The following is a 23,149-nucleotide window of genomic DNA, read 5'->3' on the forward strand; positions in this document are numbered from 1 at the left end:
GCTTATTTCACCTCCGCAGTTTCATGCTGTACAAATGTAACTGTGCCGTTATCAAGTGATGCAATTTCTGCTAGTGATTCAACACGAACTCCTTGTTCACGAAGCTTCTTTCCTCCATCTTGAAATGCTTTTTCAATAACAATACCAATACCTGCAATACTTGCTCCGGCTTGCTCTACTAAACTCATTAAACCTAAAGCAGCCTGACCGTTTGCTAAAAAGTCATCAATAATTAAAACGCGATCACTTTCATCGATATGATTTCGAGATAATGAAATTTCATTCGTTTCTTGTTTCGTAAATGAATATACGTTTGCCACATACATATTATCTTGTAACGTTAACGATTTACGCTTTCTAGCAAAAATTACTTTTACACCAAGTTCTAATGCAGCCATAACCGCTGGTGCAATACCTGAAGATTCAATCGTCACGATTTTTGTAATGTTCTCTTCTTTAAAACGTTTAGCAAATTCTTTTCCGATTTCTTGCATAAGTACTGGATCAATTTGATGATTTAAAAAAGCATCTACCTTTAATACGTCACCAGATAAAACCTTTCCTTCGTTCAAAATCTTTTCTTGTAATACTTTCATGTTTGTTCCCCCTCTTATGCAATAAAAAAACTCCAAAAGCCGCCACCACTCGTTACAAGTGAGAGACGCGCTTTTGGAGTTTCGCAAAAAAAGAATGCTAAACAAGCAAATATATTCGTCCTCACTCATAGTCAAAGTATTTACGGTACTTCGGTAGAAACTTGCAGGCCATATCCCCGCGATTATATGAGTGTAGCTAACTATTTATTTTATAGAAGGATTATAACGTACTTTTTATACTTTGAAAAGCTTTTATTAATAAAACACGGACAAATTTTATAAAATCATCATTTTTGTTCGAGTTTTGTAAACTCTTTCATTCCAAATTACAACTTCGTTAAAATGATCGGTCCATCTTCTGTAATCGCAATTGTATGCTCATATTGAGCTGATAATTTCCCATCCATCGTTTTCGCAGTCCATCCATTTAAATCTACTTTCGAATATCGCATACCTACATTGACAATTGGCTCAATCGTAATTACCATTCCCTCTTGTAACTCAGGCCCTTGTCCCGGCTTACCAAAATGAAAAATTGCTGGTTCTTCATGAATCTCTTTACCAATTCCATGTCCCGTAAAGTCCCTTGCGACAGAAAAACCTTCACTTGCTACATAACTTTCAATCGCATAACCAATATCTCCTACATGATTACCAATTATCGCCTGATCAATGCCTTTATACAAAGCATTCTCAGCTACTAGTAACAACTTTTCTGCTTCATCAGAAACTTTTCCAACTCTATAAGTCCAAGCAGAATCTGAAAGACCACCATTTAAGTTTACTACCATGTCAATTGTTACAATATCACCCTCAGTTAAAGGAACATCGGCCGGAAACGCATGACACATTTCATCATTTACAGATGCACATATCGCATATGGATATCCGTTGTACCCTTTCTGCTCAGACGTTGCACCATGCCGTTCTAAATATGCTTCCACAAACGTATTAATTTCTTTTGTTGTAATACCTGGTTTCATTATTTTCGCAATTTCTCTATGACATGAAGCAAGTAACTTTCCAGATTCATGCATTACATCTATTTCATTTTTCGTTTTAATTGTAACCATTCTACCTCTCCTGACTAAACTTCACATTTACTACTGAAATTCAATCATACACATCCTCTATCAAAAATTCAAAGCACCCAATTACAAAAAATATTATTTATTTCTGCATCAAAATAAAAAACAGAGGAGATTCTTCTGTTTTTAATCATTTTTACATATATAATTCATTTTCAAAAACTCAAAACAACTACCATTTGTCTTCTGTATAAACGTTCCAACTGCTTCAAATCCTGCCCTTTTATACACTTTAATTGCTCTCTTATTAAATGTAGCTACTGATAGTGTTATATACTTGCATCCATATTTTTCTTTACTAAAAGCTAGTATAGCGTTTATGAACTGTAATCCAAACCCATTTCCTGTTATATTAGGTTTCATTCCAAGACCTATATCAACCGTCCCATCATTTATTTTACAAACAGTAAAATAACCAATGAGAGTGCCATTTTCCTTCACAGAAAAGGTATGATCCCCCCTACTCTCATCATGTAAAAATTCAGTTAAATCTTCTTCATCTGCCTCTATATCATAAAAGGAATATTCCCCTTCATAATGCCAGTTGTATGCAATTTCTTCTGCTTCTTCTTGCGTCATTACTGTATATGTATAATCCATTTTTCTCCCCCCTTTAAAAAAAGAGCTGCAAGTAAGCAGCTCTTTTTATAACTCGTAAATTTCTTTATACTTCGCTTCTAAATAATCTGCTAAGTAATTTGCATTTAATCCTTCACCTGTTACATCTTCTAAAATTTCAAGTGGCTTTTTCGTTTTACCGTATTGGTGAATATTTTCTGTTAACCATTCACGAATTGGTGTTACGTTTCCTTCTTCTAATAATGCATCAAAGTTCGGAATGTCTTTTAACATTCTTTGCTTAAATTGCGCTGCATACATATAGCCAAGCGCATAAGATGGGAAGTATCCAAATGAACCACCAGCCCAGTGAACATCTTGTAATACGCCTTGTGCATCGTTAGCCGGGCGAATCCCTAAATATGCTTCCATCTTATCATTCCAAGCGGCTGGTAAATCCTTCACTTGTAATGTACCATCAAATAATTCTTTCTCAAGTTCATAACGAACCATGACGTGAAGCGGATATGTAAGCTCATCTGCTTCTATACGAATAAACGACGGCTTCGATTCATTAATCGCATCGTAAAACTCATCTACTGATAAATCATTGAATTGACCATCGCTATACTCTTTTAATAAATCATAATTTTTCTTCCAGAATGATTTATTACGACCGATAAAGTTCTCAAAGAATAATGATTGTGACTCATGAATACCCATAGATGTTCCACTACATAGCGGTGTACCTTCAAATTTCTCTGCAATATTTTGTTCATATACAGCATGACCACATTCATGAATTGTGCCAAACACAGCCATACGGAAATCTTTTTCGTCATAGCGTGTCGTAATACGAACATCCCCTCTATTTAATGTGATCTCGAATGGATGTACCGTTTCATCAAGACGACCTGCTTCAAAATCATAATTTAATTGCTTTAATAGCTCTAATGTAAAGTTTTTTTGTTTTTCTTTTGAAAAATGTTCCGATAAAGCACTTGTCTTTAATCTCTTTTGCGACTCCGATATTTCTTTTACGAGCGGTACGATACGCTCACGAAGTTGACCAAATACGTGGTCTAATACTTCTACCGTAATACCCGGCTCATACATATCTAATAATGTATTATATTTATATGTTTCGTAACCCCAATATGTAATGAACTTCTTTTTAAATTCAACGATTTGTTCTAAATACGGACGGAACATTTCGAAATCAGATTTTTCGCGAGCTTCTTCCCACACACTTTCCGCTTTCGCTTCTAATTTCACATAGGCTTCGTATTCCATTTGTGGAATTTTCTTATTTCTATCATATTCTTTACGACACTCTTCCACCATTTTCTTCGTCGTTTCAGAAAGTTTGTCTTCACTTATTAAAGCTTCAAGCTCTGTTAAATAGTTCCCCATCTCATCTGAAGTCGACATAGCAAATACTTCTGATGAAAGCATGCCAATTACTTCTGAACGCTGATCTACACCTTTTTTAGGCGCACCTGTTCTCAAGTCCCAAAACATTAAGCTTAATGCTTCTCCATAATTCTGTATCTTCTTCACATATGTTAAAAATTGTTTTTCCACTTCATATGTAGCTACTGTCATCCTATAAAAACCTCCTTTTTCTACCTCAAACTTAATTCGACACGAAAATCCAAATTCCTTTTATAATAGAAAAGAAGCTTGGCAAGCGCCAAGCTTTCTCCTTATAATTCTTTACCTTCTACTGGTAGTACGTTTTTCACCGCTTCTACCACTTTCTCATCTTCTGTATCAGATAAGAAGATTGATATAGCACCTTTATCGTCGCTCGTACGAATTAAACGGCCAATCCCTTGACGAAGACGTAAAATCATATATGGTACATCTACATCCCAGAATGGGTCATTTACGTGTTTACGCTTCGCTTCAAACACAGGATCGTTTGGAGGGAATGGTAATGACCAAATAATAACATGTGATAATGATGAACCAGGAATATCTAAACCTTCCCATAAATGAACGGCACAAAGTACAGTCTCTTCTTCATTTTGGAAACGAGAAACGAGCTGACTAATTTCTTGGTCCCCTTCATATAAGAACGGAACTGACATTTGTTCTTTACTTACATATTCTTTAAACGCTGCAAGCTCTTGTGTTGTACGGAATAATACAAGTGTACGTCCATTTGTTTTTTGTATATTTTCAAGTGTATATTGACACTTTCTTTCCCATTCATTTTCTTTCGTATGCGATAGTAAGTTTACTGCCATTTGCTCTTCGTAATCAAACGGTGAGGCAACTGAGAATGATAAGTAATCTTTTACCCCTAGGCTATTTGCTGTAAATGCAAATGAATCGTTGTTAGATAATGTAGCAGAAGAGAAAATATACGGGATTTTCTTCGAGAATACTTTCTCTTGTAATACTTCTTCAACTGCACGCGGCATAATTACTAACGTGAAGGCTCCATCACCTTCTTCACCCCATGTAATTACATTTTTCTCGTGCATAAATAGACGCAGCGAGTGCTCTAATACATCTAAATGTTCATCAACGATATTTAAATCATACGTGTTTACTGTATGCATTTCACTTTCAAATACTAATGCATCACCAACTTCACCAATTTTTGCATAAAGTCGCTTCGCTTCGGCAGTTACTTTTTCTGTCACAGTAATCTCTAAACGATCAGAACCGGCAATTTCCTTTTTATTTTCTTGTAACACATCAAAGAATCGCTCTGTTTGCCAAATTGTTTCTTCTACTAAATGTGCAAACTCCTCGCGAATATCATTTTGTAATAATCTCGTTAAAAGTTGCTCCATCATCGTTTGCTTTAAACGATATGTTAAAGCTTTTTGAGCTGCATACTCTACAAGATGTCCTTCATCGAATACAACGCAACTACTTTCTGGTAATAACGGAATTTGTCCTTCACGCTTACGAGCATCATACGTCCAAATATGATCCATATAGAAATCTTGAGAGCAAATAATTAAATCTGCTGCTTTACGATAATGTTCACGTGATAGAGTTTGCCCACAACGATGTCGAGAATCACAAGTGAAGCAATCTTGGAAGTAATCCCAATTTACTTTTGACCATTCCTCGTCATTTAAAAGCGGAAATTCTTTTCGGTCACCATAGTGAGTAAAGTTTTGCATCGTACCGTGGTCAAATACAAACTGCGGTAATTCGTAGTATACATCTTCAATTACTTCTGGAGCTCGTCCACTCATAACATCTTCAAGTTTACGTAAACATAAATAATTATCCATCGATTTCGCAAGTCTTACATCTACCGATAAGCCTAATGCCTCAGATAATTTAGCAATGTCCCCTTCTTCTTTCACAAGCTGCTCAATTAATGTTTCATCTGCACAAGCGATAATCGCTGGCTTTCCAGTATAACGTGCATAACAAATTGCATATAGAAGATATACAATTGTTTTCCCGGTTCCTACACCCGCTTCTGCGAACATTACTTTCTTTTCTTGGAAAGCACGCTCTAATTGAAACGCCATAAAAATTTGTTCATCACGCTCTTCAAAGCCTTTTTCCGGAAGGATGTCGTAAAACACATCTCCAATCCACTCATTCAACTTATCATAAAAATTGTCTTGTTTCCCTACTTCAAATGGTAATCTCTTCTCAGTAAACATCCTTAGCCTCCAACCAAAAAGTTTTTCTATAAAAGATATAGCAACTGCTACTCATATGTGCGCAGCCACTTTCCCCTGTTGCAATACATGGAAATACACGAAAAAAAATTTTCCTTTCGAAAAAGGAAAATTTTCTTCTATATTAATGACTTTAAATACCGTTTATCTATCGCTGTTTCATGCGAAAGAGCTAACAAATATTCTTCTTGTGCTTTTTGTATTTCATCTACAATCGCACCTTCGTTATCCACTTCTTTTCCGAGCTCATCATACGTACGGTGAATAGCTTTTTGAATCATTGATAATTGGAAACTATCCATATCAGTTCCTCCTTTACGCATTACATAATAGCCAGTATATGCGCGCTAAAGGAGTTTTATACTATGAATTACGAGGTGGACGTTTTCCGAAGTATTGGTAGTAATCTGTACGGATAAATCCATTAAACAGTTTACGTTTCTTCGATGCATCTTTTCCGTAGCACTTCTCAAATGCTTCATAACTTGTTAATACATACGTCGACCATGTGTCTAATGGACCGAATACTTGTCCCATTTCTTTATACAGTTGTTCAACAAGTGCTTTTTCACTTAAACGTTCTCCGTATGGAGGATTCGTTACAACATAGCCATAATCCTCTTTTGTTGTGAAATCTTTTACTTGCATTTGTTTAAATGTAATTAAATCACCTAAACCTACTTCTTCTGCATTATCTTGAGCAACACGTATCATACGATGATCAATATCTGATCCAATGATTTGCAATGGTTGATCATAGTTCGCTAAATCTTCTACTTCTTGACGAGCTTCACGCCAGTTTTGTTTACCAACCCAGCCCCACTCATCCGATGCAAAACCACGGTTAAAACCTGGTGCGATATTTTGTCCAATTAATGCTGCTTCAATCGGAATTGTACCTGATCCGCAGAAAGGATCCACGAAAGGACGATCTGGCTTCCAGTTTGTTAATTTAATTAAAGACGCAGCTAATGTTTCTTTTAAAGGAGCTTCCCCTTGATCCACACGATATCCACGTTTATGAAGTCCAACACCGCTCGCATCGATTGTTAATGTTGCGATATCTTTTAACATTGCAATCTCAATACGGAATAACGGGCCATCTTCTTCAAACCAAGTTGTACGTTTATATGTTGTTTTTAATTTTTCAACGACAGCCTTTTTAACGATACGTTGGCAATCCGAAACACTGAATAACTCAGATTTTAAAGATTTACCGATAACAGGGAACTCACCGTTCTCTGGAATATAATCTCCCCAGTTTAATGCTTTCGTTTTCTCAAACAGCTCATCAAATGTTGTCGCTTTAAATTCGCCAACTTTAATTTTCACACGGTCCGCAGTACGTAACCATAAATTCGTGCGACAAATCGCCTTTTCATCTGCTTCAAATGTTACCTTGCTGTTTTCTACTTGGCATTCATAACCTAGATCACGAACTTCTCGGGCAACTAAAGCTTCAATACCCATTGCCGCTGTTGCGATTAAAGTAACTTTTCCCATTTGCATTCACCTCTTATGTATATTCAAACAATAATTAATAGCTATTTCTCCTATTAATTATTACATTTTACGAAGAATTTTCTCATTAACCATTTTAACTCATCATTTATAACTTCATACAAATAAAAAGCCCTCCTCTAACAAAGGAGAGCTGAGTTATTTCATAGTTGGTTCATAACGTTCTGTAAGCCATGTTCTGTTCCTTTGTACTGCAAACGGCCCACGCCTCGTACTCCGGTGGCAATCATCTATCTACAGGTTATACAACCTGTCCTTTCCCATCGTTCATTTCCTTGGAAAAGATTCCCCTACCATTATTTGGGTTTCTCGCTCGTGGGGTTTACCTCGTTCCACTCCTATCATTTCTTCAAGGACTTCGTCACTGTGGCACTTTAAAGGTAGTCAAACCATATCCGAAAGGACTTAGGTTTTTTCCCTGCCGTTAAACCAGCCTTACAGCCAGAATACCCTAGCTTATGAATTGGCTAGGCACGAACACTACAGCCATCTCAGGCCGTGCGAGCATGGACTTTCCTCTACAACGTTGGCGTTGCAGCGATTACCCAAACGTTATGACATCCATTAGTATAGTGGAAACAAAAAGATTTTGCAATGTTTTTTTCTATGTAAAATGCTTTAACCTTTTTATCACCAGAAATTATTCGTATAACTTGCTTCCAAATACAGCTTTTTCTAAATTCGATAGACGTTTTAAAATGTCCGTATTCGTGTTGTTATATACTGGTTGCGCAACTGGTGTTTGTACAGGTTGTTGCGCAACTTGCGTTGCTGCTAGCTTTTGTTCTTCTAGTTCACGCTTTAAACGAGCATTTTGTTGCTTTAATTGCTCAAATTCCTTGTGGAAAGCTTCATAATCTTTAATGATCATATCAAGAAACTTGTCTACTTCTTCTTGTTGATAACCTCTCATACCTGTTTTAAATTCTTTTTCTAAAATATCTTTCGCCGTTAATTTAATTTTATCCGAAATCATTTTCTTCACCTCAAATTTTTGCCAAAACTTTCATTAACTAAATTTTTTCAGAAACAATGCTTTTTGTCAATCATATATACGAGTACTATATTACATATTACTCAGCATTATTCCACTGTTCCTCTTCTATTATATCTTGTAAATCGGAAAAAAGAATGAAATAACTGTGATAATTTTCTATTTCTCCTTTTTTCTTTGCTGCTTCTACAATATATTTAGGACTCCCTGGTTTTTCTTCATCATATACAGCTAAAAGCGCATCACTTTTTTCAATAAAAAATTGATTTTTTAATTTAAATTGCTCTGGGCTTTCGTACTTACGTTTCGTGATACTATCAACATGGTCTGCTTGAGAGAGAATAAACTCGTAATATTCACGGTTATCTTCCTTCCAACCCTCTTCTTGTTCTAAAAATGGAGTAAATACCGCTAATTTTAAATCTGGATATTCTACTTGTATTTCAAAAACAACTTCAGCAGCCCATAATTCTACACCTAACTGGCCACTTATTATAACCCACTCTAAACCATCTTCTACAAAAGCAGTTAATTTACGACGCAACGCCTTTTTTATACATTCTACTCCTGGATGATCATTTTTAAATATTCCAAGTTCAAATGGCTTATATCCTGTTACTGCAATAACTTTCATATCAACACTCCAATTACAAAAAAAGAACTAGCATTTCGCTAGTTCTAACATATCATTTACTTTTTAAATATTCCACCAACGTTTGGTCCAATATTTGGTCCAACTGGTGATACATTGTTTGGTAAAAATGGTGATACATTAGGTCCTGGTCCAAACGGTGATACATTCGGCCCTGGTCCAAATGGAGATATTTGATGACCGTGGTGATGATGTCCATGACCACACGGTCCACATCCGCCGAACCCTGGATCGATTGGGTCTACAACATTTACATTTGAGTTTGTTTGTGGGAAGAAGTTTTGGTTTTTAATTTGTTGATGGTGTACATGTGTTGTATGCGTTGGGAAAATGTGTGGCACCACCGTTGTTGAAAAAGAATGTGTTACGCATTGTTTCGTCGGATGAATGACAGGAGCAGTCGTACAAATAGGTCCTGTAGGCTTATGCCCTCCAAAGCAAGGATGACAATGATGCATAGTTTTTTCTCTCCTCTCTCATAAAAAAAATCTGATTACACTTTACAATATGAGAAAAGAGGTTAAGCCGCTTGTTATATATACCCATTTATTCTAAGGAAATTTGTCTAGACCTTTATTTCGTATACAATGTTTTTATAGCCAACCCTCCAAAATTACTTACCAAAAAAACCTCCCACTTGCTTTACAATGCCTGTTACTTGATTCATTGCATTCATCATTTGTCCAGCTGTATTCATCATTTTATTTACATCATAGTTACCATCTGAATTTTTAAATTGGGAAACGAAACTAGAAAATTGACTTGGTTGTTGCTGTTGCTTTTGTTTATTTTGCGTCGGGTACGGTTGTTTTGGTGGATAAAACATCGCTTGTTGATTATAGGGAGATGGCGGTGGCATATAGTATTGTGAATTCATATAAGGTTGCGGTTGTTGGTTCATATAAGGTTGCTGCGGTTGATTCATAAACGACACTTCAAATGGCTGGTAATAATTTTGATTTCCATAATGAGGCTCGAAAGGATACATATTATAACGTAAATATGTATCCGTATTATATTGGTACATATTTTGCTGTGCATATGGATTAGATTGCTGATATACGTTAGATTGTTGAAACATGCATTCTCTCCTCCTTCACATAAGTTTCTACATATATAATATGTACTTGTAAAATAATTTGTGTGACGGATTATCTGTCTATTTTTGTCGGAAGTTTAAATTTTTAAAAAATTATAAAAGAAAACCCTTCCATGCTATGATAAAAAAGAAGAAGATTCTCATGGGGGAGGAATCAACATGGTATTAGGGGATTTAAAACAAGCGTTTTCTCAAAAAAAGGGGTATTACACAGAGAATGTAAATGAATTGTTAGACTTTGCGAGACATTGGTATCTCGAAGGAAAAATATGTATTTCAGATTACCGAACATTAATAAAAGAATTAGAGATAAACGGCGCAACAAAGCCTACAACGATGACAGAAGCATAAAAAACAAGAGGGTTTCCCCTCTTGTTACTTACATTGCTCAATTATATTTTGCAAAGTATACGAAATGGCTTGATGCGTTTCAAAGAATCGCTTACCTTTTCCTTTATTTACAAAACATTGCAACACATTTGTTTGTAAATTATCGTACACTTGATCAATTTGCTGTACATGTATATACTTTGGTTTTTCTTCCTTAATCCATTCATAAGCTAATTCTTTCCACACTTTTAATTCCTCATCTACCATATCTACAAACGGTTTCATATCCTTATAAAAATCGTATTCAATCATTTCTCTTTTTTTCACATTTGCTTCATTATTATGTTGCATAAGTTTTTCCGAAGACTGTATTAATGCTTCATACTTCATTTTATTCCCACCTTATTATGCACTCACTACGACGTTTTGAAATGCCTTCACCCAATTCCCTTTTTCTTCGTGATGCACTAATTTATTTTCCATATGCTCAATATGCATTTCTGTTATTTCTATCTTGTTGCATATTTTTTCACTCTTATCCTTTAATGCATGATTCATTCTAATCCCTATATTCATTTCCAGCAAATCGAGAGAACTTAACATTTGATCCATTGTTTTCATTACATCTTCCTTCTGAACCATCGCCATATACAAAACGCCTCCTTCTTTGCTTTTCCTTTGTCATGTAATTTCGCCGAATGATTTCACACTCCTTCTCACATGACAAAACTAGTTGTTATTCGTCAAAGAAATCATTTTGTATGTCATTTATAGAAATGGTAACAATACAAAAAGGAGGTGCATGAAAATGGCAAAGAACAAAAACGAAAAAAAGAAAAAACAAAATAAACAAAATAAACCCGAAACTGGCAACCCAAAATTAGATGGTCCAAACTTCCCTGCTACATAAAGTGAAACTTCTTTAATCTCTTATATTCATTACGTTTTGAGATTAAATGTTTAGCACGCATAGCAGGGTTACTTCACATTAAGAAGTCCCGTCTTCATAAATGAAGACGGGACTTCTTTTTTATTATATCACGAACTCATCTATCCTTTTAACAAAACGATTTACGGTGGAAGCAATATAGATTTGCTCCCTCTTTCTTTTATACCATTCTGTTATATCAACTTCACCCTTATACTCTTCTGATAAAAATAGTTCATTTATTTCCGTATCTCTACAAAACCAATCTCTCATACTTATTTCATCATGTGCAACAGCAGGATAAACTTCTCTAAGAGCTGGTGTACAAGATTTTCTAGCTTCTCTTACATAACATTCATAATCTGCTCTTGATCCTGTGTGTATCGTTTGCGATGCAAACCTATGGAATAAACTTTTGTAATTCGGATGGAACAGTAACGCTGCTAATTTCTTTCCTAGTTCTATACGCTTCTGTAACGTTTCAAATTGATAAATTGAAAAACCATACATCTTCCCTTCAACGGTTGGGAATATAACGGCACTAATATGAAGCATTTCTTGTAATTTAAAAAGTGCTGTATGGAATACATGTTTTTTAAAATATGCATTCTCAATAACTGGTTTTTGAATTTTATTTTGTTCATTTATAATAAGCGCTATCATAAGTCTATTTATATCTTTTTTCTCCCAAAAATATATCCATTCCTTTTCCATAAAAATGGATACGTTAAAATATTGTAACAAATGGAATAGTGGCACCTGCCTCCTCTTACTTTCTTCATATAACAACAGCTGAGGAAATGCATCTAAAAAAATAATCCAATTCGCTTCTTCATAAGTCAAAAATAAATGTTTTTTTACTGTTTGAGGTAAAACAGTAGCATAATACCTCCCTTGTAAATCAGTCATATTCCATCCCGCATTTCTCGAGACCATACTCGCTAAAAAAGCCCACCTAATTTCACTATTTCTTACATAATATTCTTGATAACACTGCGTTCGAGAAATGTTGTCCATATTAGCTATTTCTATTTCCCTCTTCATGTTGTAAACCATTGTTTTTTCTTCCTCTGTACAGACCGTATTTTTACGATATTGTTTAATTTTTTCATAATCATTCCATGTAAACATGAATAAGTCATCATACCTTTCTTCAAAAAGGTCACATCTTTTTTCATTTTTTGTTATAATCACCTTTGTAAGTAATTCTTAGCAAGTTGGGAGTGGACACACTATGACCATTCGTTACCCAAATGGAAAACGATACAATCAAGCTTCACAACCTCATAAAACACCAATTAAAAAACATACTTATAGTAATAGAGGTATGTCCCTTGAAGAGGAATTGAATGAAACGAATGAATATTACTTAACCCATAATATTGCATGCGTACATAAAAAACCTACACCTCTTCAAATTGTAAAAGTAGATTACCCCGCTCGAAGTGCTGCAGTGGTAAAAGAAGCGTATTTTAAACAACCTTCTACAACAGATTACAACGGTGTATATAAAGGGAAATACATCGATTTTGAAGCGAAAGAAACAAAAAATAAAACGAGTTTTCCACTTCAAAACTTCCACCTTCATCAAATTGAGCATATGAAGCAAGTAATCGCTCATAATGGAATTGCATTTGTTATTATTAAATTTACACTTTTTGATGAACTTTATTTATTAGATGCAAAACATATTATTGCATTTTGGAATCGTCAAAATACTGGTGGACGAAAATCGATTACGAAAGAAGAAATAGTAGAGCATGGATCTTTATTATCATGCGGTTATCACCCTCGGATTGATTATATCCGTGTACTAGACACGGTTTATTTTTCGTGATAGAGTCATCACTAAGGCTCTTTTTTCGACTTTTGGGGAGAGAATGAAAGGTAGGAGAAAGTATAATGTCAGATAATTATCGTTCTCGTACAGAACGAAATCATGTAAAAAATCAAAAGCAAGAAACAAATACAGAGAAAAAACCAAAGAAAAAAGGCTCCTTTTTAAAAAAATTCCTTATAGGTTGTCTACTTCTTGGTATCGTTGGTCTTGTAGCTGGCGTTTCCGCTTTCTTTGTTATGGTGAAGGACGCTCCAAAATTAGACAAATCAAAACTTGTCAATCCTTTATCAACAAAGTTTCTTGATAAAGATGGGAACTTTTTCTATGAATACGGTGCTGAAAAACGAACCCACGTTACGTATGATCAAATTCCAAAAGTAGTTGAAAATGCATTCCTTGCAACTGAGGACTCACGTTTCTATGATCATAATGGAATTGATTTTAAACGAACTACAAAAGCAGTTATGGAAAATGTCACTGGAGGTTTCGGATCTCAAGGTGGTAGTACGATTACACAACAAGTAGTCAAAAACTATTTTCTAACGATGGACAAAACTGCAAAGAGAAAAGTACAAGAATGGTACCTATCTTACAAATTAGAGCAACAATACTCTAAACATGAAATTTTAGAAATGTACTTAAATAAGATTAATTTAGGTAACCGTTCATATGGTATTGCGACAGCAGCGCAAAAATATTATGGTAAAGATTTAAAAGACTTGCAATTACATGAAGCTGCTATGCTCGCTGGTTTACCCCAAGGTCCAAACATTTATGATCCAACCAAAAAGGAAAATGTTGAACGAGCAACAAATCGTCGTAATGTCGTATTGTCATTAATGAATCGACATGGTTATATAACAAAAGAAGAAATGAATAACGCAGTTAAGATCCCAGTAACAGAGGGTCTTCAACCGTCTTCAGAAATAACTGAGATGAAGTATCAAGCATTTTTAGATGCGGTTGTAAAAGAAGTTGAAAAAGAATATCCTGATGTAAATATTGGTTCAGATGGTTTGACGATTCATACAACACTTGATCAAGATGCTCAAGATTATGCTGAAAAAATTATGGATGGCAATCTTATTAAGTATCCGAACGATCAATTCCAAGGATCATTCGTATTTATGGATACACAATCTGGAGAAGTTCGAGCAATTGGGGCTGGGCGTAAAGAAAGTAAGTCTACTTTCAAAGGTCATAATATGGCCACTGATTTAAAACGCCAAGTTGGTTCAACAATGAAACCAATTTTCGACTACGGTCCAGCAATTGAGAATTTACAATGGTCTACATACCATCAATTAAATGACTCAGAATATACGTATTCCGATGGTAAAAAAATACGAAATGCAACAAATAGTTACAAAGGTGACGTTTCACTACGTGAAGCTTTGAAAAAATCATTAAACATTCCGGCTTTAAAGACAGCTCAAGCGGTTGGTCTTCCTAAGTCACAAGCGTTTGCTGAAGGTTTAGGTATGACATTTAAAGACGGCAAAACATATGAATCAACAGCAATTGGTAGTAACGATAGTTCTCCATTACAATTAGCGGGGGCATATGCAGCCTTTGGTAACGGTGGGAACTACAATAAACCGCACTTCGTAAAAGAAGTTATCTTCCCAGATGGGAAAAAGAAAAGTTTTAAACCGAAAGAACAACGTGCGATGCAAGACTACACAGCTTACATGGTGACTGACGTTCTTCGTGACGTCGTAAAACCTGGTGCTGGTGGTACAGGTCCAACAGCATACGTTCCAGGTATAGACGTAGCTGGTAAAACAGGAACTCAAAACTTTGATGCAGACGTGATTAAAAAATATGGTATTCCAGCTGATGCAAACAGAGATAGTTGGTTCGCTGGATATTCACCGCAATATACAATGGCTGTTTGGACTGGTTACGAAAAAGATGGTCCAGAAAATTACATTGGCGATCGCTCTACTAAAATTGCACAACAAATGTTCCAAGTAATGATGAGCAAATTCGCTACAGATAAATCACGTTTCGAACGTCCTTCTTCTGTACAAGAATTAAATGGTGAATTGTACGTAAAAGGCGCTAAAAAAGATGCAGTGAAACAAATTAAAGTAGATGCACCTAGTGGTCTTAATGTCACTTTCGATGGCGCTAGCACAGTTACACTAAACTGGTCTGGACCAGCAGAAGTTGATGCGTATGCAGCAAGCTATAAAGCGACTGACGGTTCAAGTGGTAGTTTATCAATAAATGGTACGACAGCTACTCTTGGTGGTATTAAACCAGGCGTTACTTACAGCTTCTCTGTAGTAGCGAAAAAAGGTACTGGAACAAGCCCAGCAGTTGGAGCATCCTTCACTGCGCCTGGAGGAACTTCAGACGCGAAGAAAGCTGAAGATGAGGCTGCTAAGAAGAAGGCTGAAGAAGAAGCTAAGAAAAAAGCTGATGAGGAAGCTCAGAAAAAGGCTAATGAAGATAAATTAAAACAAGAAGATGCTAAGAAAAAAGCTGAAGAAGAGCAGCGTAAACAACAAGAGCAACAGCAGCAAGAACAACAACGTAAACAACAAGAAGAAGCTCAAAAGAAAGCTGAAGAGGAAGCTAGAAAAAAAGCTGAAGAAGATGCTAAAAAACAACAAGAACAACAACGTAAACAGCAAGAAGAGGCTCAAAAGAAAGCTGAAGAGGAAGCTAGAAAAAAAGCTGAAGAAGATGCTAAGAAACAACAAGAACAACAACACAATACCGGCGAAGATACACCACACGCAGACGGAAATGTTGTTACAACAGAGTCTTAATACAAAAAAGAAGTCCTTTTCTCTTAACGAGAAAAGGACTTCTTTTTTGTTATCATTTTCTTTACATATAACTTTTCTATTTCAATATACAACTGCGCTAACTGAATATAAGAATGATAATTATTCGGTTTCTTTATAATGAACGAATAGCGCTCTATAAAATTCACTGGTTGTACTTCCAACATACTCGTGTAATCTTCCATTTCGTTCAAACTATAAACAGGTTGTTCATTTAGCCAATATACAATTGATAACAAATGTGCTGCAAAAAGAATCATTGGGCCTTCAGCTTCTTGCTTATTTCTGTTTCGAAAAAGTGTCGCAATGTCTTCATGCTTACTTTTCCATACATTCAATAATACTGGAATACTATTTTCAATTTCATTCCACGGCTCATATTGTCTTTCCATATCATATATAAAATAAGTATTTTGTATTGTTTCTTCAAAAGACTGTTCTGTATAATACACAATCGAATTTTTACTTTCTTTAAAAAATGGTAAGCATCGAAATTCTTTCGGTATTTCTATCACTCGCTCCATCCTTTATTTCCCCTTCATTCGCTTCTTTCCTTCACGACATACTTCTAGTAAAGGGCACTCCTCACATTGTGGTCGCTGCGCTTTACAGTGATAACGTCCAAAGAAAATCATACGGTGATGTGTGACGCTCCATTCATCCATCGGAATTTTCTTCATTAATGTCTTTTCTACTTCTAACACCGAATCTTTCCATCTACAAATCGCTAACCGTTTACTCACTCTTTCTACATGCGTATCAACAGCAATTGCCGGAATACCAAACGCTACCGAAACAACTACATTTGCTGTTTTTCTCCCTACTCCTGGCAAGTTCGTCAACTCGTCACGGTCTTCTGGAACTTTTCCGTTATAATCATCCAGTAACATCCGGCACAATTTTTGAATGTTTTTTGCTTTATTTCTATACAAACCAATAGAACGTATATCTTGTTGTAATTCTTCTAGCGAAACACTTAAATAATCTTCTGGTGTTTTATATTTTTGAAATAAATTTTTCGTCACTTTATTTACAAGTGCATCTGTACATTGTGCAGATAACGCTACCGCGATTACTAGTTCAAACGGATTATCATGAATTAATTCACAATGTGCTTCTGGATACATATCCGCCATTGTGTCTAAACAATAGCGAATTTGCGTTTTATTTAACATATACTTCCTCCTACATTACTGCTCCAACCAATTATAAAAAGGTACTTTTCCAGTAAATTTCGTCTCTTGTTTTGTCGTTTGCTGCGTTCGTTGTTGATTTGCTCTAAATTTTCGTCCTTGGTTTTGGGCTTGATCTACTGTTTTAATACCATTCTTTTTCCATTCAAATAAAATACGATCAATATATCGGAAATTAAGCTTACCACTCATTACAGCTTCCCTGAGGGCCGCTTGAATTAAATTCGGATGATGTTGATCTTGATCTTCCCACATTCCCAACGTTTCACATTCAAATGGAGAGAGTGGTCTTCCAAATTCTTTTTCAAATACTGTATATAAATTTACTTGCAGTTGCTTTATTTCTTTTTGTTCTTCCTCTATTGATTCATTCATTAAGAAATGCAATATTTTTTCCCATAGCGGTTGTAAAGAATAACTTTCACACATCATCGCTTCTGATTTTTGTCCACCTTCTAGTGATAAAAAACCTTTTTGAATCAATGCCTGAATGACTTCCATACATTTCATTTCGGTAATCGTCATCCGTTCTGAAATCTCTGACGGAGTCGGAAACGAATTGCCCGATTCTAAAAATGTATGTACATGAAGTACAACCATAAATTCCGTTTCATTTAACCCTAATTTTTTATAATGCATCATAAGTAATTTTGGAATTGCAATGCTTCCCTGCTCAAACCACTGTAACATCATTTTCTTTTTCATCACCAAACACCTCGCTCTCTAGTATAACACACCTTTCGCTATTTCTTTTTGCCACAATTCGTCAAAAAAACCTCCCTATTATGTAGGAAGGTTTTTGTATTACGTTAATAAAATATACAATTAAGCTTGCACTTTACTTTTCATAAACGTATGAATACGTTCTAATGCTTTCTCCACTTGCTCAAGAGATGTCGCATATGATAAACGAACGTTATTTGGAGCACCAAATCCTGTACCTGGTACAAGAGCTACTTTTTCCTCTTCTAATAGAGCTTTTGCCCAATCATCAACAGTTTCGTATCCTGATAAAGCTACTGCTTCTTTTACATTAGGGAATAAGTAAAATGCACCTTGTGGTTTAATGCAAGTAAAGCCAGGGATTTGAATTAATTTATCATAAATAATGTTTAATCTCTCTTCAAATGCTTGACGCATTGTTTCTACAGGTTCTTGTGAGCCTGCATATGCCGCGATTGCGCCGTATTGAGCGATTGAAGTAGGGTTTGACGTACTATGACTCGCTAAGTTCGTCATCGCTTTAATAAGCTGCTTATTTCCTGCTGCATATCCAATACGCCATCCTGTCATAGAATGAGATTTAGATACACCATTAATAATAAGTGTTTGTTCTTTTAATGCATTAGAAAGCTGGGCAACCGAAGTATATTCTGCTCCACCATAAATTAATTTCTCATAAATTTCATCTGAAACGATTAAAATATTGTGTTCTAAACATACTTCTCCAAGCTGTTGTAATTCTTCTTTGCTGTAAATCATTCCTGTTGGATTGCTCGGTGAATTAATAATAACTGCTTTCGTTTTCTCTGTAATTGCCTCACGCAGCTGCTTCGCTGTAATTTTGTATTCATTATCTTCAAGGCCTTCTACATAAACTGGCTTACCACCAGCAAGTTTTACTTGTTCCGGATAACTTACCCAGTATGGCGTAGGGATGATAACTTCATCTCCTTCATCAAGTAACACTTGGAATAATGTATATAATGCATGCTTTGCACCGTTACATACAATAATTTCAGACGGATCATACGCAATTCCTTGATCGCGAGTAAACTTCTTCACAATTTCTTGTTTTAACGCTTGTAATCCACCCGTTGGTGTATACTTCGTATGTCCTTCTAACATCGCTTTATGTGCAGCATCCATAATATGCTCTGGTGTATTAAAGTCAGGTTCTCCTGCCCCTAATCCAATTACATCATGACCTTCTGCTTTTAATGCTTGTGCCTTTGCTGTAATTTCTAAAGTTGCAGATGGTGTTAAAGCAGCTACTCGCTTTGCTAATTTCATTTGTAGTTCCCCCTACATCTATTTTTCAATGCTGTATCGTCGTAAAAACTGACCATCTTTAAATGCAAGATAGTAATAACTATAACGATTTTCATCATCAATATATGTAACTTCCCATAATGGTATATTGTTTTCAAAGCCTAATTTTACTTTTAAAATTTCTTTAGGCTTACTTTTGTGCTCTTTACTGTCATCTCCGACTTGTTCAATCGTTCTTTGTAAAGCCTCTTTTTCAGAAATACCTTCACTCTTTTTCCTTACTATAGTTTCCCCTTTTTTCTCAGGCACCCAAACGATAAGTTGTTCTCCTTTTTCATCTGTACCTTGTACGACTGTATATGAAGATTCTCCGTTATAATAATCCACAGATTTTACTTTTACAAGCTTTGCTTTTTCTTTTGCAATTTCTACAGATTTTGCCTCTTTAGGGATTTTCTTTTCCATTGCTTTATTATAAACATACGCCCCATATATTCCGCTAGCAACGATTACGATAACGATTGCAAAGATCCACTTTTTCATTGTATCACTACGTTCTGTAAATCGTAAATACAGCTGTTTCTTTATCTTTTTCGTCTAATGCTAATCCGAACATGAGGTCCTGCTCTTTTAACGTACGATTCAAACTATCAACGATTTTATACAAGTCAGACGAATATTTAATACGCGTCGTTGATAGGACTTCGATTTTCTTATCCATGAAAAAACTCCTCCGTTACACAAAAATTTCTAATTATAGAAGAACGCAATGCGGTTACAATAAGAGTACATTCTTTACAACCCCTGCTTCATCACCCATCTATTATAGCAGGACATGTACAGCAAAAAAAGGTTTCAAGTCGAAAACCAATACATTTTGTATACAAGAAGTAAGAAAAATAAAATTCCTCCTACCCACATTTTTTACGCCTGAAGTTTACATGCACTTCAGGCGTATTTTTTCTTCCAATTTTATTCAATTGGCCGTTCCTTTAATTGTTCTAACAATTCTTCTAGAGGGCCTTCATAAAGCGGAACAGTTGGAATTGATTGTAAAAAACGTTTTCCATAGGAAGCGCTTGTCAAACGACGATCTAATACAAACACCGTCCCGGTATCTGTACTTGTTCTAATAAGACGACCAAATCCTTGTTTGAAACGCAGTATTGCTTGCGGGAGTGCTAACTTAGCGAATACGTCCTCTCCTTGATTTTTTAACCACTCTCCTTTTGCTTCCATCATCGGTTGATGAGGAGGCGTAAAGGGAAGGCGGACAATAACAAGACAACTAAGGGCATCTCCAGGTATATCTATCCCTTCCCAAAAACTACTTGTTCCTAATAAAATTGATTTATCGAACTCTTGAAACTTACGAATGAGGCGACTTCTGCTCTTATTATTCACACTTTGCGTTAATAATAAATAGCCTTCTAATTCCTCATCATTTTTCAAATTCGTATACGCTTCTTTCAACATTTCATACGAAGTGAACAAAACAAGCATTCTACCTTCTGTAGTTTTCGCTATTTTTGCAATATGAGCCGACACAGATTCAATATATTCTTCATTACTTGCTTGCTTAATAAAAGGCACATCCGTTGAAACCATTAATTTCATCTGTTCTTCAAAATGGAATGGTGATGGGACCTGTAATGTATTTGGAGCAAAATCATGTAAGCCTAGCTCTTCTTTTATATAGTCAAATGAATCGTTTACTGTTAGCGTTGCTGATGTGAAAATAACACTCTTTTTCTCTGTTAAAAATTCATCAGCAAATCTTTCACCAATACGAACAGGTTGTCCATATAAAACAGTTGAATGAATGGTTCCCTTCGTTTCAGTTTCCATCCATGTCACATATGAATTTTTTTCTAAAATGAGTACTTGTAAAGATTGCGCCATCTTTCTCAACAACTCAATTAAATGCATAAATTCACCTGTGACAACATGCATTTCCCATTCTAATTTACTTTGCAATATATCAACTTGCTTCTCAAGTGTAGAGAGTAATTTTCTTACATCATATACAAAGCGATTTGTTAACTCGGTAATACTATCCCATAACTTACCTTTCTCTACTTCCGTGTTATATCGATAAATGAGTGGCATATTGCTGATCCCTTGTTCCTGCTTTGTTTGCTTAAAGATAAAAGCACGTAACATTTGGAATAGCTCATCCGCATCAAATTTCAATTCCTTCAAACTATGACTTACCATGCGGAAAGTAGAACGGGAGGCTTGCTCTGATTTTTTCATCATTTTATATACTTTAGAAAGCACATCATCTGTTTCTAGCGTACCAAGACGAGATAAAACTAGCTGGAAATACATACAGGAGAACTGTTCACCTAATGTTCTACTCGCTGCTTCCTCGATATGATGAGCCTCATCAAAAATAATATGTTCACATGACGCAAACAGTGGTTCTTCACTTGAAAAATCTTGAAATAATAACGCATGATTTGTAATAACGATATCTGCAAATAATGCTTTATTCTTTGCTCGTTGATAAAAACAACGACTAAACCAGTTGCTTTGCATCCCACCCGGACTATGTACATCACTACAAATCCGGTTCCAAAGTAACTTTCCGCCCTCAGGAATATTTAATTCATCACGATCGCCCGTTTCCGTTTGCAATAACCACACTAAAATTTTTGCCTTTGTGAGCGCCATATCATAATTTTTCTCTTCCTCTTGCAAAGCATATTCAAATTTATGTAGACAAAGATAATGCTTTCTTCCTTTCAAAAGAGCTACTTCAAATGAAAATGGCATGATTTTCTGTAATAATGGAATTTCTTTTTCTAGTATTTGTTGTTGCAGTTGTACAGTTTGGGTACTTATGATGACAGGTTCTTCTTTTTTCTTTGCAAAATAAATACTTGGAAGCAAATATGCAAGAGTCTTCCCTGTTCCTGTCCCTGCTTCAATTAGTGAAAACCTAGAATCTCTTAGCGCTGTATATATTTCCTTCATCATACTCTGTTGGCTTTCTCTTTTTTCAAACTTTGGCATATTCAACTCAAGTTTAGCAATTGTCTTATGCAAGAAAGCATCAAATTTAAATGCACATGTTTCACTTAAGTTTAAAGAATAATTCCGTTTTCGAAGTGCAATATTTCGATACACTTCATATCCCTCTACGCCTTTTTTACCATGCATCATTTTCTTTAAAATATTTTCAGAAAGTACATCCGCTATATCACTTTGAAACACATCACTCAATTCATAAAGCGATTGCAAGGTGACAAGGGGTAACTTCTCAATTTCATTAAAAAATTGTAAAAATAATTCCGCTGTTGCAAGAGCATCACTATCCGCACGATGCGGTTGATCATGCTCTAATTCGTGTTGTTTAGCTAAATCGCGTAATTTATAACTATCAGCCGTTGGCAAAAGAATTTGCGCCAACTCAACTGTATCAACTTTTGGACAATGTATTTCTGTATATCCAGCCTGCCTTAATTCTTCCGTTAAAAAATTCCAATCAAAATGAACATTATGTGCAACGAAAGCTGCACCTTGTAATAGCTCAACAACCATCGGGGCTACATCTTGAAATAACGGGGCTTGCTTAACCATACTCTCATCAATCCCTGTTAACTCTGTAATAAATGGCGGAATCTCTCTCTTCGGATTAATAAAAGATGAAAAAATCTCTAATATCTCTCCATCTTCCACTACAACAGCTGCAATTTGGGTAATTTTATCTTTCCCATCCTTCCAGGAGTTCCCTGTCGTCTCTAAATCCACAACGACATAACGCTTACTCATATATGTAACACCTCAATTTCTTACCTATCAAACAGAAAATTATATAATGTTACTATACCACGTTTTATCTCATCTTAATGAAAAGATGCACAAAAAAGCTATCTCCGTAATAGAGATAGCC

The 23,149-nt window shown here is 35.5% G+C and carries 25 protein-coding genes, 1 other RNA gene and 1 riboswitch; of the genes, 4 read left to right on the plus strand and 22 right to left on the minus strand.

The genetic code is table 11. The features are described from left to right. Positions 1–2: 2 nt before the first annotated feature. The 12 genes from PDK19_RS10540 to PDK19_RS10595 all read right to left on the minus strand — a co-directional run bounded on the left by PDK19_RS10540 (position 3) and on the right by PDK19_RS10595 (position 10,152). Entirely contained in the window at positions 3–596 is a 594-nt protein-coding gene (locus PDK19_RS10540) for a xanthine phosphoribosyltransferase (RefSeq protein ID WP_000866487.1), read from the minus strand. Positions 597–704: 108 nt separating this feature from the next. After that, positions 705–806, minus strand: a riboswitch (purine riboswitch). Positions 807–922: 116 nt separating this feature from the next. After that, a complete protein-coding gene (locus PDK19_RS10545; protein ID WP_000256355.1) occupies positions 923–1,669 on the minus strand; it encodes a type I methionyl aminopeptidase in 747 nt (248 codons plus the stop codon). Between the two features lie 141 nt (positions 1,670–1,810). Then, positions 1,811–2,284, minus strand: a complete 474-nt coding sequence (locus PDK19_RS10550) for a GNAT family N-acetyltransferase (protein WP_000386774.1) — start codon at positions 2,282–2,284, stop codon at positions 1,811–1,813. A 45-nt stretch (positions 2,285–2,329) separates the two neighbouring features. Further along, a complete protein-coding gene (ypwA, locus tag PDK19_RS10555) occupies positions 2,330–3,847 on the minus strand; it encodes a carboxypeptidase (RefSeq protein ID WP_049113354.1) in 1,518 nt (505 codons plus the stop codon). A 101-nt stretch (positions 3,848–3,948) separates the two neighbouring features. After that, positions 3,949–5,886, minus strand: a complete 1,938-nt coding sequence (locus PDK19_RS10560) for an ATP-dependent DNA helicase (RefSeq protein WP_000493699.1) — start codon at positions 5,884–5,886, stop codon at positions 3,949–3,951. 137 nt (positions 5,887–6,023) lie between these two features. Continuing rightward, a complete protein-coding gene (locus tag PDK19_RS10565) occupies positions 6,024–6,206 on the minus strand; it encodes a DUF3921 family protein (protein ID WP_016717030.1) in 183 nt (60 codons plus the stop codon). 61 nt (positions 6,207–6,267) lie between these two features. Beyond that, entirely contained in the window at positions 6,268–7,407 is a 1,140-nt protein-coding gene (locus PDK19_RS10570; protein WP_270707070.1) for a THUMP domain-containing class I SAM-dependent RNA methyltransferase, read from the minus strand. Between the two features lie 180 nt (positions 7,408–7,587). After that, positions 7,588–7,978: RNase P RNA component class B (gene rnpB / locus PDK19_RS10575), an RNA gene on the minus strand. A gap of 87 nt (positions 7,979–8,065) precedes the next feature. Next, positions 8,066–8,401 (minus strand): cell division regulator GpsB, encoded by a 336-nt coding sequence (gene gpsB / locus PDK19_RS10580; RefSeq protein WP_270707072.1) that lies wholly within the window; start codon positions 8,399–8,401, stop codon positions 8,066–8,068. Between the two features lie 97 nt (positions 8,402–8,498). Further along, the gene (locus PDK19_RS10585) at positions 8,499–9,053 is read right to left on the minus strand and encodes a DUF1273 domain-containing protein (RefSeq protein ID WP_000862921.1); all 555 of its coding nucleotides are present in this window, start codon (positions 9,051–9,053) and stop codon (positions 8,499–8,501) included. Positions 9,054–9,109: 56 nt separating this feature from the next. After that, the gene (locus PDK19_RS10590; protein ID WP_000546263.1) at positions 9,110–9,529 is read right to left on the minus strand and encodes a CotD family spore coat protein; all 420 of its coding nucleotides are present in this window, start codon (positions 9,527–9,529) and stop codon (positions 9,110–9,112) included. Between the two features lie 155 nt (positions 9,530–9,684). Next, positions 9,685–10,152 (minus strand): YppG family protein, encoded by a 468-nt coding sequence (locus PDK19_RS10595; RefSeq protein WP_014893168.1) that lies wholly within the window; start codon positions 10,150–10,152, stop codon positions 9,685–9,687. A gap of 177 nt (positions 10,153–10,329) precedes the next feature. Between PDK19_RS10595 and PDK19_RS10600 the strand changes: the two genes are divergently transcribed. Next, positions 10,330–10,521, plus strand: coding sequence for a YppF family protein (locus PDK19_RS10600; protein ID WP_000242661.1), 192 nt, complete (start codon positions 10,330–10,332; stop codon positions 10,519–10,521). Positions 10,522–10,545: 24 nt separating this feature from the next. Here PDK19_RS10600 and PDK19_RS10605 read toward each other — a convergent pair whose 3' ends face one another. Further along, on the minus strand, positions 10,546–10,890 hold the full coding sequence (locus PDK19_RS10605) for a YppE family protein (protein WP_000872959.1): 345 nt from the start codon (positions 10,888–10,890) through the stop codon (positions 10,546–10,548). Positions 10,891–10,905: 15 nt separating this feature from the next. Continuing rightward, positions 10,906–11,148: a hypothetical protein gene (locus PDK19_RS10610; RefSeq protein WP_001252039.1), complete on the minus strand. Its 243-nt coding sequence runs from the start codon at positions 11,146–11,148 to the stop codon at positions 10,906–10,908. 85 nt (positions 11,149–11,233) lie between these two features. Here PDK19_RS10610 and PDK19_RS10615 point away from each other — a divergent pair, with 85 nt between their 5' ends. Beyond that, positions 11,234–11,410: a hypothetical protein gene (locus PDK19_RS10615; protein ID WP_001982922.1), complete on the plus strand. Its 177-nt coding sequence runs from the start codon at positions 11,234–11,236 to the stop codon at positions 11,408–11,410. Positions 11,411–11,533: 123 nt separating this feature from the next. Here the strand turns inward: PDK19_RS10615 and PDK19_RS10620 are convergent, their stop codons facing one another. Next, complete coding sequence (locus PDK19_RS10620; RefSeq protein ID WP_049113358.1) at positions 11,534–12,559, minus strand: DUF2515 domain-containing protein; 1,026 nt, start codon at positions 12,557–12,559, stop codon at positions 11,534–11,536. A 103-nt stretch (positions 12,560–12,662) separates the two neighbouring features. Between PDK19_RS10620 and recU the strand changes: the two genes are divergently transcribed. Further along, positions 12,663–13,265, plus strand: a complete 603-nt coding sequence (gene recU / locus PDK19_RS10625) for a Holliday junction resolvase RecU (RefSeq protein WP_000155593.1) — start codon at positions 12,663–12,665, stop codon at positions 13,263–13,265. A 65-nt stretch (positions 13,266–13,330) separates the two neighbouring features. After that, entirely contained in the window at positions 13,331–16,048 is a 2,718-nt protein-coding gene (locus tag PDK19_RS10630; protein WP_270707075.1) for a PBP1A family penicillin-binding protein, read from the plus strand. 23 nt (positions 16,049–16,071) lie between these two features. On the opposite strand, the gene PDK19_RS10635 is transcribed toward PDK19_RS10630, so the two are convergent. The 7 genes from PDK19_RS10635 to dinG form a co-directional block, all read right to left on the minus strand. Further along, positions 16,072–16,590: a YpoC family protein gene (locus tag PDK19_RS10635; RefSeq protein ID WP_014893171.1), complete on the minus strand. Its 519-nt coding sequence runs from the start codon at positions 16,588–16,590 to the stop codon at positions 16,072–16,074. A gap of 3 nt (positions 16,591–16,593) precedes the next feature. Continuing rightward, the gene (nth, locus tag PDK19_RS10640; protein ID WP_000933028.1) at positions 16,594–17,241 is read right to left on the minus strand and encodes an endonuclease III; all 648 of its coding nucleotides are present in this window, start codon (positions 17,239–17,241) and stop codon (positions 16,594–16,596) included. Positions 17,242–17,256: 15 nt separating this feature from the next. Further along, complete coding sequence (dnaD, locus tag PDK19_RS10645; protein ID WP_000728540.1) at positions 17,257–17,964, minus strand: DNA replication protein DnaD; 708 nt, start codon at positions 17,962–17,964, stop codon at positions 17,257–17,259. 120 nt (positions 17,965–18,084) lie between these two features. Beyond that, positions 18,085–19,272 carry an aspartate transaminase AspB gene (aspB, locus tag PDK19_RS10650; RefSeq protein WP_000761548.1) on the minus strand — a complete coding sequence of 396 codons (1,188 nt, stop codon included), beginning with the start codon at positions 19,270–19,272 and terminating at the stop codon, positions 18,085–18,087. Positions 19,273–19,290: 18 nt separating this feature from the next. Next, positions 19,291–19,794, minus strand: coding sequence for a cell wall elongation regulator TseB-like domain-containing protein (locus PDK19_RS10655; protein WP_014893172.1), 504 nt, complete (start codon positions 19,792–19,794; stop codon positions 19,291–19,293). 7 nt (positions 19,795–19,801) lie between these two features. Then, on the minus strand, positions 19,802–19,972 hold the full coding sequence (locus PDK19_RS10660) for a YpmA family protein (protein WP_000358352.1): 171 nt from the start codon (positions 19,970–19,972) through the stop codon (positions 19,802–19,804). 251 nt (positions 19,973–20,223) lie between these two features. After that, positions 20,224–23,028, minus strand: coding sequence for an ATP-dependent DNA helicase DinG (gene dinG, locus PDK19_RS10665; protein ID WP_049113581.1), 2,805 nt, complete (start codon positions 23,026–23,028; stop codon positions 20,224–20,226). Between the last annotated feature and the right edge of the window lie 121 nt (positions 23,029–23,149).

It is taken from the genome of Bacillus cereus group sp. BcHK124 (assembly GCF_027712065.1).
GTDB classification, from domain to species: Bacteria; Bacillota; Bacilli; order Bacillales; family Bacillaceae_G; genus Bacillus_A; species Bacillus_A pacificus.

What these genes read in the sequence shown, in the direction of transcription:
- PDK19_RS10540 (WP_000866487.1), bottom strand. Translation starts at nt 596, where the DNA reads ATGAAAGTATTACAAGAAAAGATTTTGAACGAAGGAAAGGTTTTATCT.
- PDK19_RS10545 (WP_000256355.1), bottom strand. Translation starts at nt 1,669, where the DNA reads ATGGTTACAATTAAAACGAAAAATGAAATAGATGTAATGCATGAATCT.
- PDK19_RS10550 (WP_000386774.1), bottom strand. Translation starts at nt 2,284, where the DNA reads ATGGATTATACATATACAGTAATGACGCAAGAAGAAGCAGAAGAAATT.
- ypwA (WP_049113354.1), bottom strand. Translation starts at nt 3,847, where the DNA reads ATGACAGTAGCTACATATGAAGTGGAAAAACAATTTTTAACATATGTG.
- PDK19_RS10560 (WP_000493699.1), bottom strand. Translation starts at nt 5,886, where the DNA reads ATGTTTACTGAGAAGAGATTACCATTTGAAGTAGGGAAACAAGACAAT.
- PDK19_RS10565 (WP_016717030.1), bottom strand. Translation starts at nt 6,206, where the DNA reads ATGGATAGTTTCCAATTATCAATGATTCAAAAAGCTATTCACCGTACG.
- PDK19_RS10570 (WP_270707070.1), bottom strand. Translation starts at nt 7,407, where the DNA reads ATGGGAAAAGTTACTTTAATCGCAACAGCGGCAATGGGTATTGAAGCT.
- gpsB (WP_270707072.1), bottom strand. Translation starts at nt 8,401, where the DNA reads ATGATTTCGGATAAAATTAAATTAACGGCGAAAGATATTTTAGAAAAA.
- PDK19_RS10585 (WP_000862921.1), bottom strand. Translation starts at nt 9,053, where the DNA reads ATGAAAGTTATTGCAGTAACAGGATATAAGCCATTTGAACTTGGAATA.
- PDK19_RS10590 (WP_000546263.1), bottom strand. Translation starts at nt 9,529, where the DNA reads ATGCATCATTGTCATCCTTGCTTTGGAGGGCATAAGCCTACAGGACCT.
- PDK19_RS10595 (WP_014893168.1), bottom strand. Translation starts at nt 10,152, where the DNA reads ATGTTTCAACAATCTAACGTATATCAGCAATCTAATCCATATGCACAG.
- PDK19_RS10600 (WP_000242661.1), top strand. Translation starts at nt 10,330, where the DNA reads ATGGTATTAGGGGATTTAAAACAAGCGTTTTCTCAAAAAAAGGGGTAT.
- PDK19_RS10605 (WP_000872959.1), bottom strand. Translation starts at nt 10,890, where the DNA reads ATGAAGTATGAAGCATTAATACAGTCTTCGGAAAAACTTATGCAACAT.
- PDK19_RS10610 (WP_001252039.1), bottom strand. Translation starts at nt 11,148, where the DNA reads ATGGCGATGGTTCAGAAGGAAGATGTAATGAAAACAATGGATCAAATG.
- PDK19_RS10620 (WP_049113358.1), bottom strand. Translation starts at nt 12,559, where the DNA reads ATGTTTACATGGAATGATTATGAAAAAATTAAACAATATCGTAAAAAT.
- recU (WP_000155593.1), top strand. Translation starts at nt 12,663, where the DNA reads ATGACCATTCGTTACCCAAATGGAAAACGATACAATCAAGCTTCACAA.
- PDK19_RS10630 (WP_270707075.1), top strand. Translation starts at nt 13,331, where the DNA reads ATGTCAGATAATTATCGTTCTCGTACAGAACGAAATCATGTAAAAAAT.
- PDK19_RS10635 (WP_014893171.1), bottom strand. Translation starts at nt 16,590, where the DNA reads ATGGAGCGAGTGATAGAAATACCGAAAGAATTTCGATGCTTACCATTT.
- nth (WP_000933028.1), bottom strand. Translation starts at nt 17,241, where the DNA reads ATGTTAAATAAAACGCAAATTCGCTATTGTTTAGACACAATGGCGGAT.
- dnaD (WP_000728540.1), bottom strand. Translation starts at nt 17,964, where the DNA reads ATGAAAAAGAAAATGATGTTACAGTGGTTTGAGCAGGGAAGCATTGCA.
- aspB (WP_000761548.1), bottom strand. Translation starts at nt 19,272, where the DNA reads ATGAAATTAGCAAAGCGAGTAGCTGCTTTAACACCATCTGCAACTTTA.
- PDK19_RS10655 (WP_014893172.1), bottom strand. Translation starts at nt 19,794, where the DNA reads ATGAAAAAGTGGATCTTTGCAATCGTTATCGTAATCGTTGCTAGCGGA.
- PDK19_RS10660 (WP_000358352.1), bottom strand. Translation starts at nt 19,972, where the DNA reads ATGGATAAGAAAATCGAAGTCCTATCAACGACGCGTATTAAATATTCG.
- dinG (WP_049113581.1), bottom strand. Translation starts at nt 23,028, where the DNA reads ATGAGTAAGCGTTATGTCGTTGTGGATTTAGAGACGACAGGGAACTCC.